Origin of the sequence: Pedobacter sp. P26 (assembly GCF_050632135.1) — a bacterium.
Lineage (GTDB): Bacteria > Bacteroidota > Bacteroidia > Sphingobacteriales > Sphingobacteriaceae > Pedobacter.
The window spans coordinates 1,048,607-1,064,842 of sequence record NZ_CP192574.1; the positions used below are offsets into that span (position 1 = coordinate 1,048,607).

Consider the following 16,236-nt stretch of genomic DNA (forward strand, 5'->3'; position numbering starts at 1 on the left):
CATTTCAGTTTAGTATTGGTTTTAAAAAACAGGTTTATCTGTTACATTTTGCATAATTTTTACCTGATTTTTTGTTTTAGTTCTATTTTTAATTCTTTGATCTGTTCTTTTGCCTGTCTGTTCTCCAGGTAAAAATAAATGGCACCCGCTAAAAATATTTTTCCTAATACAAATACTGCAATAAATATCCATTTCCAGGCTTTATTTACGCGCATCTGGTTAGATTCTGATTCTACCTGTATATACTTTTCCTGACTGCTTTCCTGTTCAGATTTTTCATGCCTGTATTTGGGCTCAAAAGTGGTTTGTACAGCTTGGTTACGGCGTTGGATTTCATTAATCTCATGCTCAATTTTAGATAAAGTGCCTGCAGGCGGCTCGATACTCATGCTTTGTGCTAATACTTCCATATCATATTCGAGCTGTTCCAAAGCTTCCTTGAATGCAGGGTATTCTTTTTTCAGCGATAAAACTTGCTGTACCTCCTCTTTGGTGGCAATCCCCATTACATAGGTCTCCATTAAACCGCTTTCAATAATTTTATTAATTTCCACTTTTCCTCCTCATTTTATCGATTGATAATTTTAACTGATTGCGGATTTCGCTTTCATCACAGCCAATTGCTGCTGCCAGGTATGAAATTGATTTTCCATGGTAATATATTGCACAGAATATTTGTTTCTGTAAATCATCTAACAAATCCAGCCTTCCCTTGTTTAATGGTGGCGCCGGTTTTAACTGATGATCTTTTGCCGTAAACAAAGTTAATTTACTTTGTGCATATTGACGCAATTCCAGCCAGATATTTAACCTGCTTTTTTCTTGCAAAATAACAACGTCCTTAACAAATGAAGTAAGAATAGCAACCAGATGCTCTTCTGATTTTTGATGATTTTGGACGATGCCGTTAATATAACCAAGCAGCATGGGCGCATACTGATCATAAAACCAACGGATGTCTTTTGGCTCTGCAGAAGGATTGTTTGAAACTGCTTTGAACATAGGCTGTTTGAAAGTTTTATGCTAAATGAGATGCAAGATAAGACCAAATTTTAAATTATCTGAATTATCTGACCAAAAGTGGCCTAATACTTAGAATCAAAAAATATAACAGTCTTCTGTTTTTGGCTTTTAATGCTGAGATTTATAAAATGAAAATAGCTACTTATAATGTAAACGGTGTAAATGGCCGCTTACCTGTGCTGTTACGTTGGCTGGAAGAAACCCAGCCAGATGTAGTATGCCTTCAGGAATTAAAGGCCCCCATGAAAAATTCCCTGAACAGGCGATTAAAGATGCAGGTTATAATGCGATCTGGCATGGACAGAAAAGTTGGAATGGAGTAGCTATACTTGCCAGAAATTTAGAAATAACAGAATTGAAGCGTGGTTTGGATGGAGATCCTGAAGATCTGCAGAGCAGGTATATAGAGGCAATGGTAAACGGTATAGTAATTGGCTGTTTATACCTGCCAAATGGCAATCCGGCACCTGGCCCTAAGTTCGATTATAAACTGCAATGGTTTGAACGTTTTGCCGCACATACTGCTACGTTATTGGCGCAAAATATTCCTGTGGTTTTGGCAGGCGATTATAATGTGATTCCAACTGAACTGGATGCCTATAAACCTGAAAGATGGGTCGAGGATGCTTTATTTCGTCCGGAAACACGTCTGGCATTTAAAAATTTAATTGCCCAGGGCTGGACAGATGCTATCAGGAAATTATATCCTACTGAAATCATCTATACTTTTTGGGATTACTTCCGTAATGCCTATGGCAGAAATGCCGGACTAAGAATTGATCATTTTTTAATAAGTCCGCAGGTGAGCGATCGCTTAAAATCAGCAGGTGTGGATAGGAATGTTAGGGGTGGGAAAAAACAAGCGACCACGGACCTGTTTGGATTGAACTAAATGATTTGTAACTCAGATTAAAATTGTTTTAAATCGGTAACATCTAAAGTTGTTCCAATTAATTTTAACGTTTCGCCGTCCTCTTGTGATAGTATTCCATTGGCTTTAATCCATCGGATTTTCCCATCCGGGCGGCGAATACGGTACACAACATCATAACTGTTTTTTTCTTTGGTAACGGTAAGCTCTATTTCATCCTGAACATGATCAAGATCTTCCGGTAAGATTAAGCCCAGAACGGTTTCATAGCTTAAAACACCATCTGGCGGATAACCAAAGTTCTGTTTAAACGACCGGGTTGAACGAAGTATGCCTGTTGCTATACTCAGCTCCCAAAAACCAAGGCCAAGGTGGTCGAATACCACATCCCAATGACCATCGCAAATAATGGATAGGTCAATATTTTTTTTGTTCATAAATAAAAGGATAAACTATTTGGGTAAATTACATAAACAATGTAAAGATATTTCGAATTTTAATAAAAATAAACTTAAAAATCAGGAGGTTACCTCAATGCTGAACAAAATTAGCTTAAGCTAAAATGATTGGAGGTATAGAGGAAAAAAGAGAGGCTGTATCATCAAAAAATAGAATGTCATCCTTGAGCTTGATGAAATTGGGCTCAACGTGGACAACCTCAGAGATTTTTTTGTGATACAGCCTCTTCCGTATTATTAAATATTAAACTTAATGCTGATTGATGTCTTTTGACCTTTCAATCAGTTGTTTTTGATCCGTTAAATCTTTATAATAAAAATAAGCCGTGAACCCCAAAATGAGGATGATGTTGCTAAACTTAAAACTATGATCAAGCCAATAATCAAAAGGCGGGGTATTGCCACTAAAACTTTGATTGATACTGGGCCAGGAATTTATCGTAAAAATGATAAAAACCATCAGCAAAAACTTCAGCAAAGTACTGATGATAATTTTTTGATGATTTACTTTTTCCATTATTTAAATTCCCTGAAATCCTGACCGTTGGTGATGTTCAATAAGCTTTCATAAATTAGGCTGATCACATTGTCAACATCTTCTTTGTGTACCATTTCTACAGTTGTATGCATGTAGCGTAGTGGCAGCGAAATTAATGCAGATGGTACGCCACCATTAGAGTAGGCAAAAGCATCGGTATCGGTTCCGGTAGAACGTGATGAAGCCTGGCGCTGGAAAGGAATATTGTTTTTCTCAGCAGTTTTAATCAATAATTTGTTCAGATTGGTTTGTACAGCAGGGGCATAAGAGACCACCGGACCTTTACCTGCAGATAAATCGCCCTGAACATTTTTGTTGATCATTGGGGTAGTGGTATCGTGCGTTACGTCTGTAATGATGGCCACATTTGGTTTAATGCGCTGGGCAATCATCTCGGCACCGCGTAAGCCAATTTCTTCTTGCACAGAGTTTACAATGTATAATCCGAAAGGAAGTTTTTTCTTGTTCTCTTTTAGTAAACGCGCAACTTCGGCAATCATAAAGCCACCCACACGGTTATCTAAAGCACGACCCACATAGTAGCGGTCGTTCAAAACCATAAACTCATCTTCATAGGTAATTACGCAGCCTACGTGGATGCCTAATTTTTCCACTTCTTCTTTTGATGTGCAACCGCAATCTAAAAAGATGTTTTTTAACTCCGGAGCCTGTTCTTTCTCGCCATGGCGTGTATGGATAGCTGGCCAGCCGAATACTGCTTTAACCAAGCCATTCTCAGTATGGATGTTTACGCGTTTCGAAGGCGCAATCTGATGGTCAGATCCGCCATTACGGATCACGTAAATTAAACCATCATTGGTGATGTAATTTACATACCATGAAATTTCATCGGCGTGGGCTTCTATAACTACTTTAAAATCAGCTTTAGGGTTAATAACACCTACAGCGGTGCCGTAATTATCGATAAAATGTTCATCGATATATGGTTTTAAATAATTTAACCAAAGTTTTTGTCCTTCCCATTCATAACCGGTAGGAGCAGGGTTATTGATGTATTCTTCAAGAAATTGCAGCGATTTTTTAGTAACCACAGCAACATGTTTTTTCTTTTCGTCGTCTTTTTTTAGCCATTTTAATAGATATGAGATTTGAGTATTCAGATTTGAGACATCATACTCATTTTAAATTTAACTTGATAATTCTTTTTCCATTACCACAAAATCATAACCATCTTTAAAAAAGGTTTTATCTGTTTCGTGGAAGCCAAATTTAAAATAAAATTCCTTAGCATTTATACGGGCATTACACCATAGTTTTGTCGCTTTTTGAATTTTACAAAAATCAAGAATATAAGCCATTAGCTGTGAGCCGTAACCTGCATTTTGAGTACCCGGCAGAATGGCCAGTTTACGGAACTGATAAATATCTTCATCATGAAATAGAGAGACTACACCTGTTAACTTATGATCAAGGTATAATCCAAAATGGATGCCATCAAAATCATCGGGTAACTTTACATGATCGAAAGGTAATTCCGGATACATAGCCTCATGCCTGATCCGCCAGGTTAAAGAAGGGAATATTTGCTCAATTTGAACCATATTTATAATAAAAAGCTAAAGCCGATTTTTCCGCCAATTCCGTAATAGGTATCGGTTTTGTTAATTGCAGCAAGAGGACCTAAAGCCAACTCGAAGTTAACTTTTCTGCCAACAGTGGTTTGAAATCCCCACTGTGGCATAATATTGATCTGGTAGCCATATACGGTATCGCTCTGTGTGGGGATAATGGCTAATACATCAAGACCTAAATAACCAGCACTGTTATTTAAGGTTCTTTTACCTTTTTTAATCCTTCTGTTAAAATTGTAATAATGCCTAAATCCGGCATTAAGGGCAGGATAAACTTTAAAATCTGTGTCTGTTTTAAAACTGAAATTATAATTGTTATCAATTGAGATCTCCGTTTGATAAATAAAAACGCCTTGGGCCCCTGCACCAAAATAAACTGAAGTTGTTTTACCCACTTTTTGCTCTCTTTCATAACCAAGTCCCAATATGGTCAACCTGATTTTATTTAATGACTTTACTTCGGTTGGCTGTTCTACTTTTGTACTGTCCTGCGCTTTTGCTTTACCGAAAATGACCAGAAAGATTAATAATACTGAAAGTGTGATTGCGTTTTTAGATTTCATAAAATTTATAAGGGTTATTTAAGTTGTGATTTTTTCCTTCCGTAAAACTGATAAGTTAAAATATTAAGGAGAATTATAGCCGTCATTCCATAGCAGAATAAGTTCCATCCGCCCTGGTCCCAAAGCCACAAACCTAGCGCTGATCCACAGCTGGCACCAATAAAACTAACCGACATAAAAATGGTATTCAGTCGGTTTCTTGCTTCTGGTATTAAGGTATAAATTCGGGTCTGATTGGTTACATGTATGGCTTGCTGACCGATATCGATCAATATAATACCAATTACAAACAGATATAAATGGCTGCCGGTAAAATAAAACAAGGCGATGCTAACGATTTGTAATATAAAACCAATCATTAAATTTTTGCGCGGATTATTACCATCGCTTAATTTTCCAACTAATGGCGCAGCCAATGCGCCTGCCGCCCCGGCTATTCCAAATAACCCAATCTGTAAAGTCTGGAAATTAAAAGGTGGGTTAGCTAGAAATAATACCATGGTTGTCCAGAATGCACTAATAATGGCGAATGCCAGGAAGTTAATTATCGAAGTCTCCCTTAAGGCGGGTTGGGTTTTAATGTAACTGAACATCGAACGCATGAGTTCTTTATAGGAGCCTTTAAAAGCAGGATAACTTTGTGGAAAACGTTTGGCCATTAAAAGAATAAGCATGCCGCAAATTCCTGCAGCGATATAATAAACGGCTCTCCAGCCTAGCCAAAAGCCAATACTGCCACTTACGGCGCGTGAGGCTAAAATTCCAACCAGTAAACCACTCATAATCACGCCAATGTTAGCTCCGCGGTTTTCATCGGTACTTAAATTGGCTGCCAGCGGCAAAATTAATTGTGGTACAATAGAACAGGTTCCGATCAGGATAGAAGCCACTTCCAATATGAAAAAGGTATGTGAAAGCGCGGCCACCAGCAAGGCAAAAATAGCCAGGCCGGTAATGATGAGGATCTGTTTTTTACGCTCGAACATATCACCAAGTGGTACTAAAAGGAAAAGGCCTAAAGCGTAACCGATCTGTGTGAGGTAAGTAATTTTTCCTGCATCGGGTTCGGTAAGATTAAAATCTTTAGCAATCAAAATTACCAGAGGTTGGCAGTAATAAATATTTGCAACAATCAGGCCTGTGCAGAAAGCCATGAGCAAGATGTCTGTCCGGGATAGTTTTTGAGTAATCTGCATGTGAGTCTTGAGTCGGAAGTCCACAGTCATGAGTCTTAACAGGCAAGTTGATTACTACCTGACTATGGACTAATGACTATGGACTATTTTCTACAAAGGTATATTTCCATGTTTCTTCCTTGAATTATTCACCACCTTATTTTCTAACATCTTAAAGGCTTTTATCAACTTTGTACGGGTTTGGGCTGGTTCAATCACTTCATCAACAAAACCACGTTCAGCAGCGCGATAAGGGTTGGCAAAGATATCTGAATACAATTTCTCTTTCTCGAGCCATTTTTCTTCCGGGTTTTCTGCTGAAGTAATTTCTCGTTTAAAAATGATTTCTGCTGCGCCTTTTGCACCCATTACAGCAATTTCTGCACTTGGCCAGGCGTAGTTCATATCTGCACCAATATGTTTGCTGTTCATTACATCATAAGCACCCCCATACGCTTTTCTGGTAATTACAGTAATGCGTGGTACAGTAGCTTCACTAAAAGCGTATAATAATTTTGCGCCATTGGTGATAATACCATTCCACTCCTGGTCTGTACCCGGTAAAAAACCCGGAACATCTTCAAATACCAACAACGGAATATTAAAGCAATCGCAAAAGCGGACAAAACGTGCGGCTTTGGTTGAAGAATTGCTATCTAAAACACCCGCCAAATAAGCGGGCTGATTGGCCACGATACCAATACTTCTCCCTGCGAGTCGGGCAAAACCCACCACGATATTTTCTGCGTAAGCGGCATGTACTTCTAAAAAGCTGTCGGTATCGGCCACGGCAGCAATCACTTCACGTATATCGTAAGGCTGTGAAGCATTTTCCGGCATAAAAGTGTTTAGTTCAGGTCGGTTTTCATCAGCTGCTTCATAAGGTAAATGATCGGCTATCTCCTCGCAATTTTGTGGCATGTAGCTCAATAGTTTTTTCACGTGTTGAATAGCCTCAATTTCATTGGCACAGGCAAAATGGGTAACGCCTGATTTTGTAGCATGTGTGCCGGCACCACCTAATTCTTCTGAAGTTACCTCTTCATGTGTTACTGTTTTAACCACATTGGGGCCGGTAACAAACATATAGGATGTATTTTCTACCATCAAAATAAAATCGGTAATGGCTGGCGAATAAACAGCTCCGCCTGCGCATGGGCCCATGATGGCTGATAATTGTGGAATTACCCCCGAAGCTTGTACATTTTTATAAAAGATATCGGCATAGCCGCCCAAAGAAACAACACCTTCCTGGATACGCGCACCGCCGCTATCATTTAAGCCAATTAACGGAGCTCCGTTTTTCATGGCCATATCCATTAGTTTGCAGATTTTTTCGGCATGGGTTTCAGAAAGTGAACCGCCAAACACGGTAAAATCCTGAGAGAATACATAGGTTAACCTGCCATTAATTGTTCCATAACCTGTTACCACACCATCGCCCAGGTATTTTTCGCGTTCCATACCAAAGTCGGTGCTCCGGTGCGTAACCATCATGCCAATTTCTTCGAAACTGCCTTCATCCATTAAAAAATGAATACGCTCGCGGGCGGTGAGTTTACCTTTTTTATGCTGGCTGTCGATACGGGTCTGTCCGCCGCCAAGATTGGCCTGGTTGATTTTATCTTTAAGTAATGCTATTTTTTTATCCATTGCTGAAGCTATGAGATTTTAAAATTAAAAATTACCAGCGGTAATGCAATGGGACAGGTTGTTATTTATCTGGGTGCCAAAGTATAGATTTTAATAATGTGAAAATAAATCAATAAAGATTTCTTTCCGCTCTATGCCGCGGGGCATCAAACTTTTTGAGCATCAAAAGTATGCAAAAATGCTTTGTCAATCCAGTAATGTGGCTCTCCACCACCCCACGCTCATCAAAAAAACAGCGACACTTTGTTTTGCGCGTTTCTGCTAAGTGAAAGTTTGAAGGGTATTTTCACAAAACCACTGCGTTTCAGGTTTGGTGGTGCCATTTGTATTGTTCTGCAACTGTTTTTATGATTCTTCTGCCACTTGGAATTGACATCGTCCTTCGGTAAAATCTTGCTTTATTGAAGTTGGTTGGCAAAATGCCGAAACTATTCTTGAAAAAGATTTATCCACGCGGTAGGAATTTATTATTTGTAATGAAAGGTCGGTGGGAATTTATTAACCCAAAGAACCACTCTCCTTGTTTATAAACCTGACAGCAGCGGTATCCTTGTTGGCTTCGGTTAATTTTAATGTTGTAATAGATGTTGCCCAAAAAGATTTAGCGGATGGCAGGACTGAACTGACCGAAATAGTGGAACCTACTGTTTTCAAAAAGTATACCGAACCCCTGCATCGTCTGAATGATGCCTGCATTTTACTTAAATTACATTTTTTTTACAGCTTATAGTATTGAAAAACCAATAATCCGTTTACATTTGTAATCATAAGGATTAAAACAGCATTAGAATTTAAATGTTTTTAAGGAAATACAAGTATTTAATCGTTGCCACTTTTATGGTCATCTTCACGGCGAAGATGGGTATATCCGGTGCACCGGTATTTTTTACGAGTATTGATAAGGAAATTATGAATGCTGTAATCATGCAAATTGAGTTAGAGCATGAAGGCGGAAAGGATGCCGCCAAAGACACTGCAAAGTTTACTGATTTCAAACTTATCGAACTTAATCATCCTATCTTTTCTTACGAGTTCTCTTCAAGCCATTTCTTTTTGAAGAGCAGTTTTATAGAACATTTTAAAAGATATGTAGACCCATATCACCCTACGGTACCAACACCTCCGCCTAACTTTATCTAGTTTTTATTATTTGGGGTATAAATTGCCTGCTCAATGGTATTGAGCGTTATTGCTATGTTTAAATTTATGTAGTACGTAAATTCTTTTTGTAGCTTGTTTTTTATCCCCTACGATTTTATTCGTTAAAATTTACTAGATAATTATATCGTTATGCAAAAGTTTAACCCGGCCTTTTCAGGTTCGGATGTGAAAAAATATTTTCTTAAAAAGAATTTAAAGAAAGATTTACCTTCAAGTATAGTTGTGTTTTTAGTGGCCTTACCGTTATGTTTGGGTATTGCCTTAGCTTCTGGCGCACCTTTATTTGCCGGTTTAATTACCGGAATTATAGGGGGATTGTGGTTGCCTCGTTTAGCGGATCGCAATTAAGTGTTAGTGGCCCTGCAGCAGGTTTAACGGTTATTGTTTTAGGTGCAATAACTTCATTAGGAAGTTATCCTACGTTTTTACTTGCTGTAGTATTGGCAGGGGTATTTCAGATGATTTTAGGCCTGGTTAAAGCCGGAACCATTGGTAATTACTTTCCTTCGAGTGTAATTGAGGGAATGCTTGCTGCCATCGGACTGATTTTAATCTTAAAACAATTACCGCATGCACTGGGTGTAGATACCGATTTTACCGGCGATGAAGGTTTCTTTCAACAAGATCACGAAAACACTTTTTCTGCGATTAGCGCGGCAATGAGCCATTTTAGTTTGGCTGCAGTAGTTATCAGTCTATTATCAATAGCTATATTGATTTTGTGGCCTAAGTTTCCAAAATTGGCGGTTGTACCTGCTCCATTATTGGTGGTAACTTTAGGAGTACTAGGAACTATACTTTTTGCCGGGACAGATCATCCTTTACGTGCTGATCAAATGGTGAAAATCCCGGTGGTAAATGGTTTCGGCGAATTTTTAGGACTATTTACGACCCCTGATTTTTCACAGCTGGCCAATAAAAATGTGTATATAGTGGCTATAACCATTGCTGTTGTGGCGAGTTTAGAAACTTTACTCAGTATCGAGGCTGTGGATAAAATCGATCCGATTAAACGTATAACACCAACAAACAAAGAGTTGATTGCACAGGGCATAGGGAATATTACCAGCGGTATGGTGGGTGGTTTGCCTATGACATCAGTAATTGTGCGGAGCTCGGCAAATGTAGGGGCAGGTGGCAGAACCAAGATGTCTGCTATTTTTCATGGTATTTGGTTGTTATTGTCGCTGTTGTTTATTCCAGGGTTGATTAACATGATTCCATTATCGTGTTTAGCCGCAATTCTTTTGGTAACGGGATACAAGTTAACGCGGATCAGTTTATTTAAACACATGTACCACAAAGGTTGGGATCAGTTTGTACCATTTGTGATTACAGTATTAGCTGTATTATTTACCGATCTGTTAAAAGGTGTGGCTGTGGGTATGTTGGTCTCAGTTTTTTATTTATTACGTACCAATATGCGCAACCCCTTTTTTACAGAATTACGAACGAAGGCGACAAAAAGAATATCAGGATTAAACTAGCAGAAGAGGTTTCTTTTTTAAATAAAGCAGCGATACAGGTCGTTTTAACGAATATCCCTAAAGAAACAAATGTAATTATTGATGGTTCGAATGCCAGGTATATTGATCCTGATGTATTGGAAACCATTTACAATTATAAACATAATGCTTATACAAAAGGCATTGTCGTTACCTTGGAGAACATCCAAAAACATTATACAGTACCAAAATTAAATATTAAAGTAGAAGAAGATATTAATAAATTATAGTTATGTGCGCAAAAACAATAGATACAGAAGATATAACTTACGAGAACTTATTACAGGGTAATAAAGACTGGGTTAAAGATACAATAGACAACGATCCTGCCTTTTTTGATAAATTATCAGAAGGCCAGAGCCCACCGGTTTTATGGATTGGCTGTTCAGATAGCCGTGTACCGGCCAACCAGATTACGAATACCAGACCTGGTGACATTTTTGTACATAGAAATATAGCTAATGTGGTTGTACATACCGATATGAACCTGCTTTCAGTACTGGATTATTCTATTAACGTATTAAAGGTTAAACATGTTATTGTTTGCGGCCATTATGGTTGCGGTGGGGTTAAAGCTGCTTTGGGTAATAAACAAGTGGGTATTATTGACAACTGGCTGAGAAATATCCGCGATGTGTACCGTACACACGAACGTGAGATGGCTACCATTAAAGATCCGGAGCAACGTTTTGACCGTTTAGTGGAGTTAAACGCCATCGAGGGTGCAGCAAATGTGACCAATACTTCGATTGTACAAAGTGCCTGGGCAAATGGACAGGAATTAGCTGTACATGCCTGGGTTTATAGCCTGAAAACAGGAATCATCAAAGACCTGAAAGTAACTTGTACTTGTCTTGATGATGTTGCCCCTGCATTTAAGGTAGGATAAAACACCCCATAGGTGTTATTTTTTAGTTGTTAGGGAAAGCTTCCGGTTTTACATCGGGAGCTTTCATTTTTCTGTACTGTTCGGCATGTTGCCTGCATGGCCTTTATTGCCTTTTTCGGCATCTTCTCTGGCTTCTTCGGATCCAAAATCACCTCTTCCAAAATTTCTACCCAGATTACCGGCATCGCTTTCTACCGTATTTTTCTTTTCGTTATCGTTGCTGCGGTGGCGGGGTACCAACTGATCGGGCATATTGGTTTTATCTGCCGAGTTATCTGCATTTTTATCAGATAAATTCTCGTTATTATCTTTTGTGTTTTTCATAATCTTATTTAAACTGCTTATATAAAACAGTAAAAAAGAAGATTGGTTTTACATCTTTAAATAGGCAGATCGTGTGTTTGATAAATTTATGTGTTACAATCCCTTTTCTCCCCTCAATCCGGTTTGCAAACGAAGATCACAAATAAAAAAGACCAGACAATAATGTCTGGCCTTATATTTAATATTAATCTTCTGCCAAGAAGGGATAACGGTAATCAGTTGGAGGATTAAAAGTTTCTTTAATGGTACGTGGAGAAACCCAACGCAATAAATTAATCATTGCCCCGGCTTTATCATTGGTACCTGATCCTCTTGCTCCGCCAAATGGTTGTTGCCCAACTACGGCACCTGTACATTTATCGTTAATGTAAAAATTACCAGCAGAGTTGCGTAAAGCATAACTGGCTTTTTCTATAGCATATCTATCTTGTGATAAAATAGCTCCTGTTAAGGCATAGGGTGAAGTGGTATCGATTATTTCTAAAATCTGGTCAAATTCCTCATCTTCGTATACGTAAACAGATAATACCGGACCAAAAAGTTCCTCACACATGGTGGTATATTTCGGATCATCAACCACTAAAACAGTAGGTTCGATGAAATAACCTTTGCTCTTGTCATAGTTTCCACCGGCAATAACTTCTACACCTTTATCTTTTTTAGCCTGATCGATATATTTAGCCAGTTTATCGAAAGAACGCTCATCAATAACGGCATTAATAAAGTTACCGAAATCTTCTGTTCCGCCCATTTTAAATGAAGCTAAATCTCTGATCATTAATTTTTTAATCTCAGGCCACAGGCTTTTTGGAATATAAATACGGCTGGCTGCAGAACATTTTTGTCCCTGATATTCGAACGCGCCCCTAACAATTGCAGTAACTGAAGCAGCAACATCTGCACTTGGATGAACCAAGATAAAATCTTTACCACCAGTTTCGCCAACGATGCGAGGGTATGATTTATATTTATGGATGTTTGTTCCAATTGTTTTCCAAATTTCCTGAAAAACTTTTGTTGAGCCTGTAAAGTGAATGCCTGCAAAATCAGCATGATTAAAAACCACATCGCCAACTTCAGGACCATCTGCAAAAATAAGATTAATTACGCCGTCAGGTAAGCCTGCTTCGCGAAAAACATTCATAATTACATTAGCCGCATAAACCTGGGTATCTGCAGGTTTCCACACCACCACATTACCCATCATGGCTACACAAGCAGGTAAATTACCAGCAATTGCAGTAAAGTTGAAAGGTGTTAAAGCAAATATAAATCCCTCTAAAGGACGTTGTTCTGTTCTGTTCCACATGCCATTTGGAGATACCGGTGGCTGTTGGCCATAAATATCCTGCATATAACTTACGTTAAAACGCAAAAAATCTACCAGTTCGCAAGCGGCATCAATTTCAGCCTGATAGGCGTTTTTACTTTGCCCAAGCATGGTTGCCGCATTAATTTGGTAGCGGTATTTTGTAGCAAACAAATCAGCAGCTTTCATAAAAATAGCAGCTCTATGTTCCCAGGCTAAAGCTTCCCAATCTGCCTTGGCAGTCAAAGCAGCATCTATGGCTTGTTTTACATGGTTTTTATCGCCATAACTAAAGGTAGCCAGTACATGTTGATGATCATGTGGAGCTACAACTTTCTTTTTATTTTTAGTATGTACCTCTTGTCCGCCAATAAACATCGGAATATCCAATTGTTTAGCACGCGCCTCGGCAATAGCTTCTTTTAAAAGCGAACGTTCTTTTGTGCCTGGTGCATAGCTATTAATGGGCTCGTTAACCGGGGTAGGTACGTTAAAAAATCCTTTAAGCATATTTTATTTTTTATGATTTGTGCAAAGATAATGCTTTTTGGGGTAGGCAATTCTATTATTCTGTAAAGAAAATAGGGCAAAGGTTTGACCGCAATAGTCCGTAGATAGAAGTTTTAAGACCGAATCAAATGAGCAGGTAATTTTAAAGAAGTTGTGGTTAAAATCCGGGCAGTTTAGGCTTTGCACGAAGAGTTGACAACTTTACCAGCAAGTTGATAAGAAAAGTTGTCAACTCCGAAATTAATACACCAAAGCCAAATACTGCCCATGATGACTCGCACTGCCCGGTTCAGTGCGTTTATAATCATACGGATGATTTGGTAACTCGTAAATGGCTATTTTAATTTCTTCTAACTTATTGTAAGCAGGCGTAGCAATGGTATGTATATATTTTGATTGTATGTTACTTTTAGTAAAGTAAGTGTCTTTATCAATACCTACTGTGCCGTTTACCTGATCTGCGGTTGGATAAATCGTACAGTATAAGCTTTTGGGAGCGAAATTCCGGATGCCTGTTTTTCGGTTATGAATTTTGTAAGCCGATTCTTTCATGCTCCATAACAGCCATACCATTTCATCAGGATTTTTGGCTGATGTAATCAATAACTGTTCTTCTGCTGTGAAAATTTTATCGAGGTAATTTTTGCGCCTCCAGTTACTCTGGATTTTAGCCAGATCCAAATCAACGATGTCGTTACCCAGCATGCGCTTCCAGTTTTTGAGCTATAATTTCGGTTGTAGCTTTTACTGTAAGCATTTTAGCCATCGAATCATTGTCTATTTCGATGTTGAATTTCTCTTCAATATCCAGGACAATATCAACCAGGTTAGCCGAATTTATTTTCAAATCATTAATAAAATCAGTGTTTTCGTCGATGTGAGCCAAGGCTGTTGACTCTTCGCTGTAAGGTTCGACAATTGTTTTTAAGGCTTCGATGATTTCTTCTTTATTCATGGGTATACTTTTTAAAAATAATGCAGGCATTAATATCGCCAAAACCAAAACTTGCTTTGGCTAAGGTATTAAATGGTTGATGAATTAAGGTTTGCGGAATGCATTTCTCATCAATTAAGGCCTTAATCTCAGGGTTTAAATCTTCGCAATTAATATTGGGAAATATAAAACCCTCTGTAAGCTCAAGTATCGAAGCAACACATTCTATACTCCCTGAAGCTGCAATGCAATGACCAATCATACTTTTCAAAGAATTGATGTATGGAAAATCATCAGCAGGTAATTGTAGGGCTGCTTTCCAGTTTTCTATTTCGAGCGCATCTTTAGTTGTTGCGGTAAGGTGGCCGTTAATCACGTCAATTTCATGAGCTTCAATACTCGCATTTTTTAATGCTGCTTGGATACATCGCTGTACCGCAATTGGGTTTGGGGCAGTCATGGTACCTAAGCCCCGCTGACCACCAGAATTGATATGACCGCCGCACACTTCGCCATAAATTTTAGCTTTTCTTGCCAGTGCGCTTTCAAGCGATTCTAATACTAAAGCACCTGCGCCGCTTCCCGGTACAAAGCCACTTGCCGTTGTGCTCATTGGGCGGCTACCTTTTTCAGGATCATCATTGTGCTTAAAAGTACAAACTTTCATGGCGTCAAAACCACCCCAAATATAAGGCCCGCTATCGCTGGTACTTCCTGCTAACATTCTTTTAGCCTGCCCGGTTTTAATTCTTTCGTAGGCCAGCAATATACTTTCGACTCCTGTTGCGCAGGCAGATGAATTGGTGCTTACCTGGTTTCCTAAGCCAAGCTTCCCGCTGATAAAAGCACTTACTCCACTGGCCATGGTTTGTATTACGACTGAACTGCCCAGTTTTTTAATTTCAAGCGCATCTATCTTATTAATTGCCCATCTAAATTTATCTATACCAGAAGTGCCGGTTCCGAAAATGGTGCCGCTATCCCAGTCTGGTTCGTCATTATTTTCAATGGTTAGACCCGCATCCTTCCAAGCATCTAAACCTGCAATAACACCATATATAATTCCTGTGCTGTTTAGGTTTCGTAATTCGAGCGGTGTAAAATATTGGTTGATGCGATCTTCGCTAAGTGATGGTTTGCCTGCTATCTGGCAAGAGAAATTTAGGGCTTCCAAATCTGGCTGATGACAGATCCCGGAGAGTCCTTTCTTTATGGCATCTGAAAATTCAGCCAGGGTAGTGCCATTGGGTGCACATACGCCTAAACCTGTAATTACAACTCTGTTATTCATTCTCTTTCGAAATTAACATGCCGGAAATATTTCCTTTGCAAACCATCTCACCTGCCGCATTTTCCATTTTTACCTTGCAACTCAGTTTATTAAATCTGAAATATACTTTCTCGCTCGTTACCGTTACTTTTTCTCCCGGCGCAACTAGTTTTAAAAAATCGATTGCGTTTGAGGTCATGGCAATGGCTATATTTTGATCAGTTTCAATGCTTTTTAACAGGTAGATGCCCAAACAAACCAAACCAATCTGTGCCATGGTTTCGGTAAGGATTACTGCGGGGGTAAGGGGACGGTTTTTAAAATGACCTTCATAAAAAGGTAGATCTTTAGCATAAGTATAAGTGCCTTTTGCTCCATTTTCATCAACATGTAATAACTCATCAACAAAAAGAAAAGATTTACCATAAGGCAGTTTATCTAATATTTCTTGTGGATTCATA

At 38.7% G+C, this 16,236-nt stretch carries 17 protein-coding genes and 2 pseudogenes; 4 read left to right on the forward strand and 15 right to left on the reverse strand.

Translation table 11 applies throughout. The features are described from left to right. Positions 1–59: 59 nt before the first annotated feature. Both ACQ86H_RS05040 and ACQ86H_RS05045 read right to left on the reverse strand, forming a co-directional pair. The gene (locus tag ACQ86H_RS05040) at positions 60–554 is read right to left on the reverse strand and encodes a hypothetical protein (RefSeq protein WP_431294040.1); all 495 of its coding nucleotides are present in this window, start codon (positions 552–554) and stop codon (positions 60–62) included. Then, positions 544–1,002: a hypothetical protein gene (locus ACQ86H_RS05045; RefSeq protein WP_431294041.1), complete on the reverse strand. Its 459-nt coding sequence runs from the start codon at positions 1,000–1,002 to the stop codon at positions 544–546. Before ACQ86H_RS05045 ends, ACQ86H_RS05040 begins: the two co-directional genes overlap by 11 nt. A 149-nt stretch (positions 1,003–1,151) precedes the next feature. Here ACQ86H_RS05045 and xth point away from each other — a divergent pair. Beyond that, positions 1,152–1,915, forward strand: a pseudogene (xth, locus tag ACQ86H_RS05050) (exodeoxyribonuclease III). 17 nt (positions 1,916–1,932) lie between these two features. Here the strand turns inward: xth and ACQ86H_RS05055 are convergent. The 7 genes from ACQ86H_RS05055 to ACQ86H_RS05085 all read right to left on the reverse strand — a co-directional run bounded on the left by ACQ86H_RS05055 (position 1,933) and on the right by ACQ86H_RS05085 (position 7,873). Continuing rightward, positions 1,933–2,331 (reverse strand): PAS domain-containing protein, encoded by a 399-nt coding sequence (locus tag ACQ86H_RS05055; RefSeq protein WP_138818395.1) that lies wholly within the window; start codon positions 2,329–2,331, stop codon positions 1,933–1,935. Positions 2,332–2,602: 271 nt separating this feature from the next. Further along, positions 2,603–2,869: a hypothetical protein gene (locus ACQ86H_RS05060; protein WP_138818394.1), complete on the reverse strand. Its 267-nt coding sequence runs from the start codon at positions 2,867–2,869 to the stop codon at positions 2,603–2,605. Next, positions 2,869–3,942, reverse strand: coding sequence for a M42 family metallopeptidase (locus tag ACQ86H_RS05065; RefSeq protein WP_431294042.1), 1,074 nt, complete (start codon positions 3,940–3,942; stop codon positions 2,869–2,871). Before ACQ86H_RS05065 ends, ACQ86H_RS05060 begins: the two co-directional genes overlap by 1 nt. A gap of 96 nt (positions 3,943–4,038) precedes the next feature. Beyond that, positions 4,039–4,452 (reverse strand): GNAT family N-acetyltransferase, encoded by a 414-nt coding sequence (locus ACQ86H_RS05070; RefSeq protein ID WP_246862642.1) that lies wholly within the window; start codon positions 4,450–4,452, stop codon positions 4,039–4,041. A 2-nt stretch (positions 4,453–4,454) separates the two neighbouring features. Beyond that, complete coding sequence (locus ACQ86H_RS05075) at positions 4,455–5,045, reverse strand: hypothetical protein (protein WP_138818392.1); 591 nt, start codon at positions 5,043–5,045, stop codon at positions 4,455–4,457. A 14-nt stretch (positions 5,046–5,059) separates the two neighbouring features. After that, complete coding sequence (locus ACQ86H_RS05080) at positions 5,060–6,199, reverse strand: MFS transporter (RefSeq protein WP_138818391.1); 1,140 nt, start codon at positions 6,197–6,199, stop codon at positions 5,060–5,062. 132 nt (positions 6,200–6,331) lie between these two features. Further along, entirely contained in the window at positions 6,332–7,873 is a 1,542-nt protein-coding gene (locus ACQ86H_RS05085; protein ID WP_431294043.1) for an acyl-CoA carboxylase subunit beta, read from the reverse strand. A 795-nt stretch (positions 7,874–8,668) separates the two neighbouring features. On the opposite strand from ACQ86H_RS05085, the gene ACQ86H_RS05090 reads away from it, so the two are divergent. From ACQ86H_RS05090 to can, 3 genes and pseudogenes are all read left to right on the forward strand, one after another. Continuing rightward, the gene (locus ACQ86H_RS05090; RefSeq protein WP_138818389.1) at positions 8,669–9,013 is read left to right on the forward strand and encodes a hypothetical protein; all 345 of its coding nucleotides are present in this window, start codon (positions 8,669–8,671) and stop codon (positions 9,011–9,013) included. 150 nt (positions 9,014–9,163) lie between these two features. Continuing rightward, positions 9,164–10,769 (forward strand): annotated as a pseudogene (locus ACQ86H_RS05095) (SulP family inorganic anion transporter). Between the two features lie 2 nt (positions 10,770–10,771). Further along, on the forward strand, positions 10,772–11,428 hold the full coding sequence (gene can, locus ACQ86H_RS05100; RefSeq protein WP_138818387.1) for a carbonate dehydratase: 657 nt from the start codon (positions 10,772–10,774) through the stop codon (positions 11,426–11,428). A 63-nt stretch (positions 11,429–11,491) separates the two neighbouring features. Here the strand turns inward: can and ACQ86H_RS05105 are convergent, their stop codons facing one another. The 6 genes from ACQ86H_RS05105 to ACQ86H_RS05130 all read right to left on the reverse strand — a co-directional run bounded on the left by ACQ86H_RS05105 (position 11,492) and on the right by ACQ86H_RS05130 (position 16,235). Further along, entirely contained in the window at positions 11,492–11,752 is a 261-nt protein-coding gene (locus tag ACQ86H_RS05105; RefSeq protein ID WP_138818386.1) for a hypothetical protein, read from the reverse strand. A gap of 184 nt (positions 11,753–11,936) precedes the next feature. Next, positions 11,937–13,571: an L-glutamate gamma-semialdehyde dehydrogenase gene (gene pruA, locus ACQ86H_RS05110; RefSeq protein ID WP_431294044.1), complete on the reverse strand. Its 1,635-nt coding sequence runs from the start codon at positions 13,569–13,571 to the stop codon at positions 11,937–11,939. Between the two features lie 240 nt (positions 13,572–13,811). Continuing rightward, entirely contained in the window at positions 13,812–14,276 is a 465-nt protein-coding gene (locus ACQ86H_RS05115; protein ID WP_138818384.1) for a 4'-phosphopantetheinyl transferase family protein, read from the reverse strand. Then, positions 14,266–14,526, reverse strand: coding sequence for an acyl carrier protein (locus ACQ86H_RS05120; protein WP_431294045.1), 261 nt, complete (start codon positions 14,524–14,526; stop codon positions 14,266–14,268). The genes ACQ86H_RS05115 and ACQ86H_RS05120 overlap by 11 nt, the downstream gene beginning before the upstream one ends. Continuing rightward, positions 14,519–15,796 carry a beta-ketoacyl-[acyl-carrier-protein] synthase family protein gene (locus tag ACQ86H_RS05125; RefSeq protein ID WP_431294046.1) on the reverse strand — a complete coding sequence of 426 codons (1,278 nt, stop codon included), beginning with the start codon at positions 15,794–15,796 and terminating at the stop codon, positions 14,519–14,521. Before ACQ86H_RS05125 ends, ACQ86H_RS05120 begins: the two co-directional genes overlap by 8 nt. Further along, on the reverse strand, positions 15,789–16,235 hold the full coding sequence (locus ACQ86H_RS05130; protein ID WP_431294047.1) for a 3-hydroxyacyl-ACP dehydratase FabZ family protein: 447 nt from the start codon (positions 16,233–16,235) through the stop codon (positions 15,789–15,791). Before ACQ86H_RS05130 ends, ACQ86H_RS05125 begins: the two co-directional genes overlap by 8 nt. Position 16,236 lies beyond the last annotated feature (1 nt).

Excerpts from the sequence above, each read along its gene's own strand:
- ACQ86H_RS05045 (WP_431294041.1), bottom strand. The coding sequence starts at position 1,002 with ATGTTCAAAGCAGTTTCAAACAATCCTTCTGCAGAGCCAAAAGACATC.
- ACQ86H_RS05055 (WP_138818395.1), bottom strand. The coding sequence starts at position 2,331 with ATGAACAAAAAAAATATTGACCTATCCATTATTTGCGATGGTCATTGG.
- ACQ86H_RS05060 (WP_138818394.1), bottom strand. The coding sequence starts at position 2,869 with ATGGAAAAAGTAAATCATCAAAAAATTATCATCAGTACTTTGCTGAAG.
- ACQ86H_RS05070 (WP_246862642.1), bottom strand. The coding sequence starts at position 4,452 with ATGGTTCAAATTGAGCAAATATTCCCTTCTTTAACCTGGCGGATCAGG.
- ACQ86H_RS05075 (WP_138818392.1), bottom strand. The coding sequence starts at position 5,045 with ATGAAATCTAAAAACGCAATCACACTTTCAGTATTATTAATCTTTCTG.
- ACQ86H_RS05080 (WP_138818391.1), bottom strand. The coding sequence starts at position 6,199 with ATGGCTTTCTGCACAGGCCTGATTGTTGCAAATATTTATTACTGCCAA.
- ACQ86H_RS05085 (WP_431294043.1), bottom strand. The coding sequence starts at position 7,873 with ATGGATAAAAAAATAGCATTACTTAAAGATAAAATCAACCAGGCCAAT.
- ACQ86H_RS05090 (WP_138818389.1), top strand. The coding sequence starts at position 8,669 with ATGTTTTTAAGGAAATACAAGTATTTAATCGTTGCCACTTTTATGGTC.
- can (WP_138818387.1), top strand. The coding sequence starts at position 10,772 with ATGTGCGCAAAAACAATAGATACAGAAGATATAACTTACGAGAACTTA.
- ACQ86H_RS05105 (WP_138818386.1), bottom strand. The coding sequence starts at position 11,752 with ATGAAAAACACAAAAGATAATAACGAGAATTTATCTGATAAAAATGCA.
- pruA (WP_431294044.1), bottom strand. The coding sequence starts at position 13,571 with ATGCTTAAAGGATTTTTTAACGTACCTACCCCGGTTAACGAGCCCATT.
- ACQ86H_RS05115 (WP_138818384.1), bottom strand. The coding sequence starts at position 14,276 with ATGCTGGGTAACGACATCGTTGATTTGGATCTGGCTAAAATCCAGAGT.
- ACQ86H_RS05120 (WP_431294045.1), bottom strand. The coding sequence starts at position 14,526 with ATGAATAAAGAAGAAATCATCGAAGCCTTAAAAACAATTGTCGAACCT.
- ACQ86H_RS05125 (WP_431294046.1), bottom strand. The coding sequence starts at position 15,796 with ATGAATAACAGAGTTGTAATTACAGGTTTAGGCGTATGTGCACCCAAT.
- ACQ86H_RS05130 (WP_431294047.1), bottom strand. The coding sequence starts at position 16,235 with ATGAATCCACAAGAAATATTAGATAAACTGCCTTATGGTAAATCTTTT.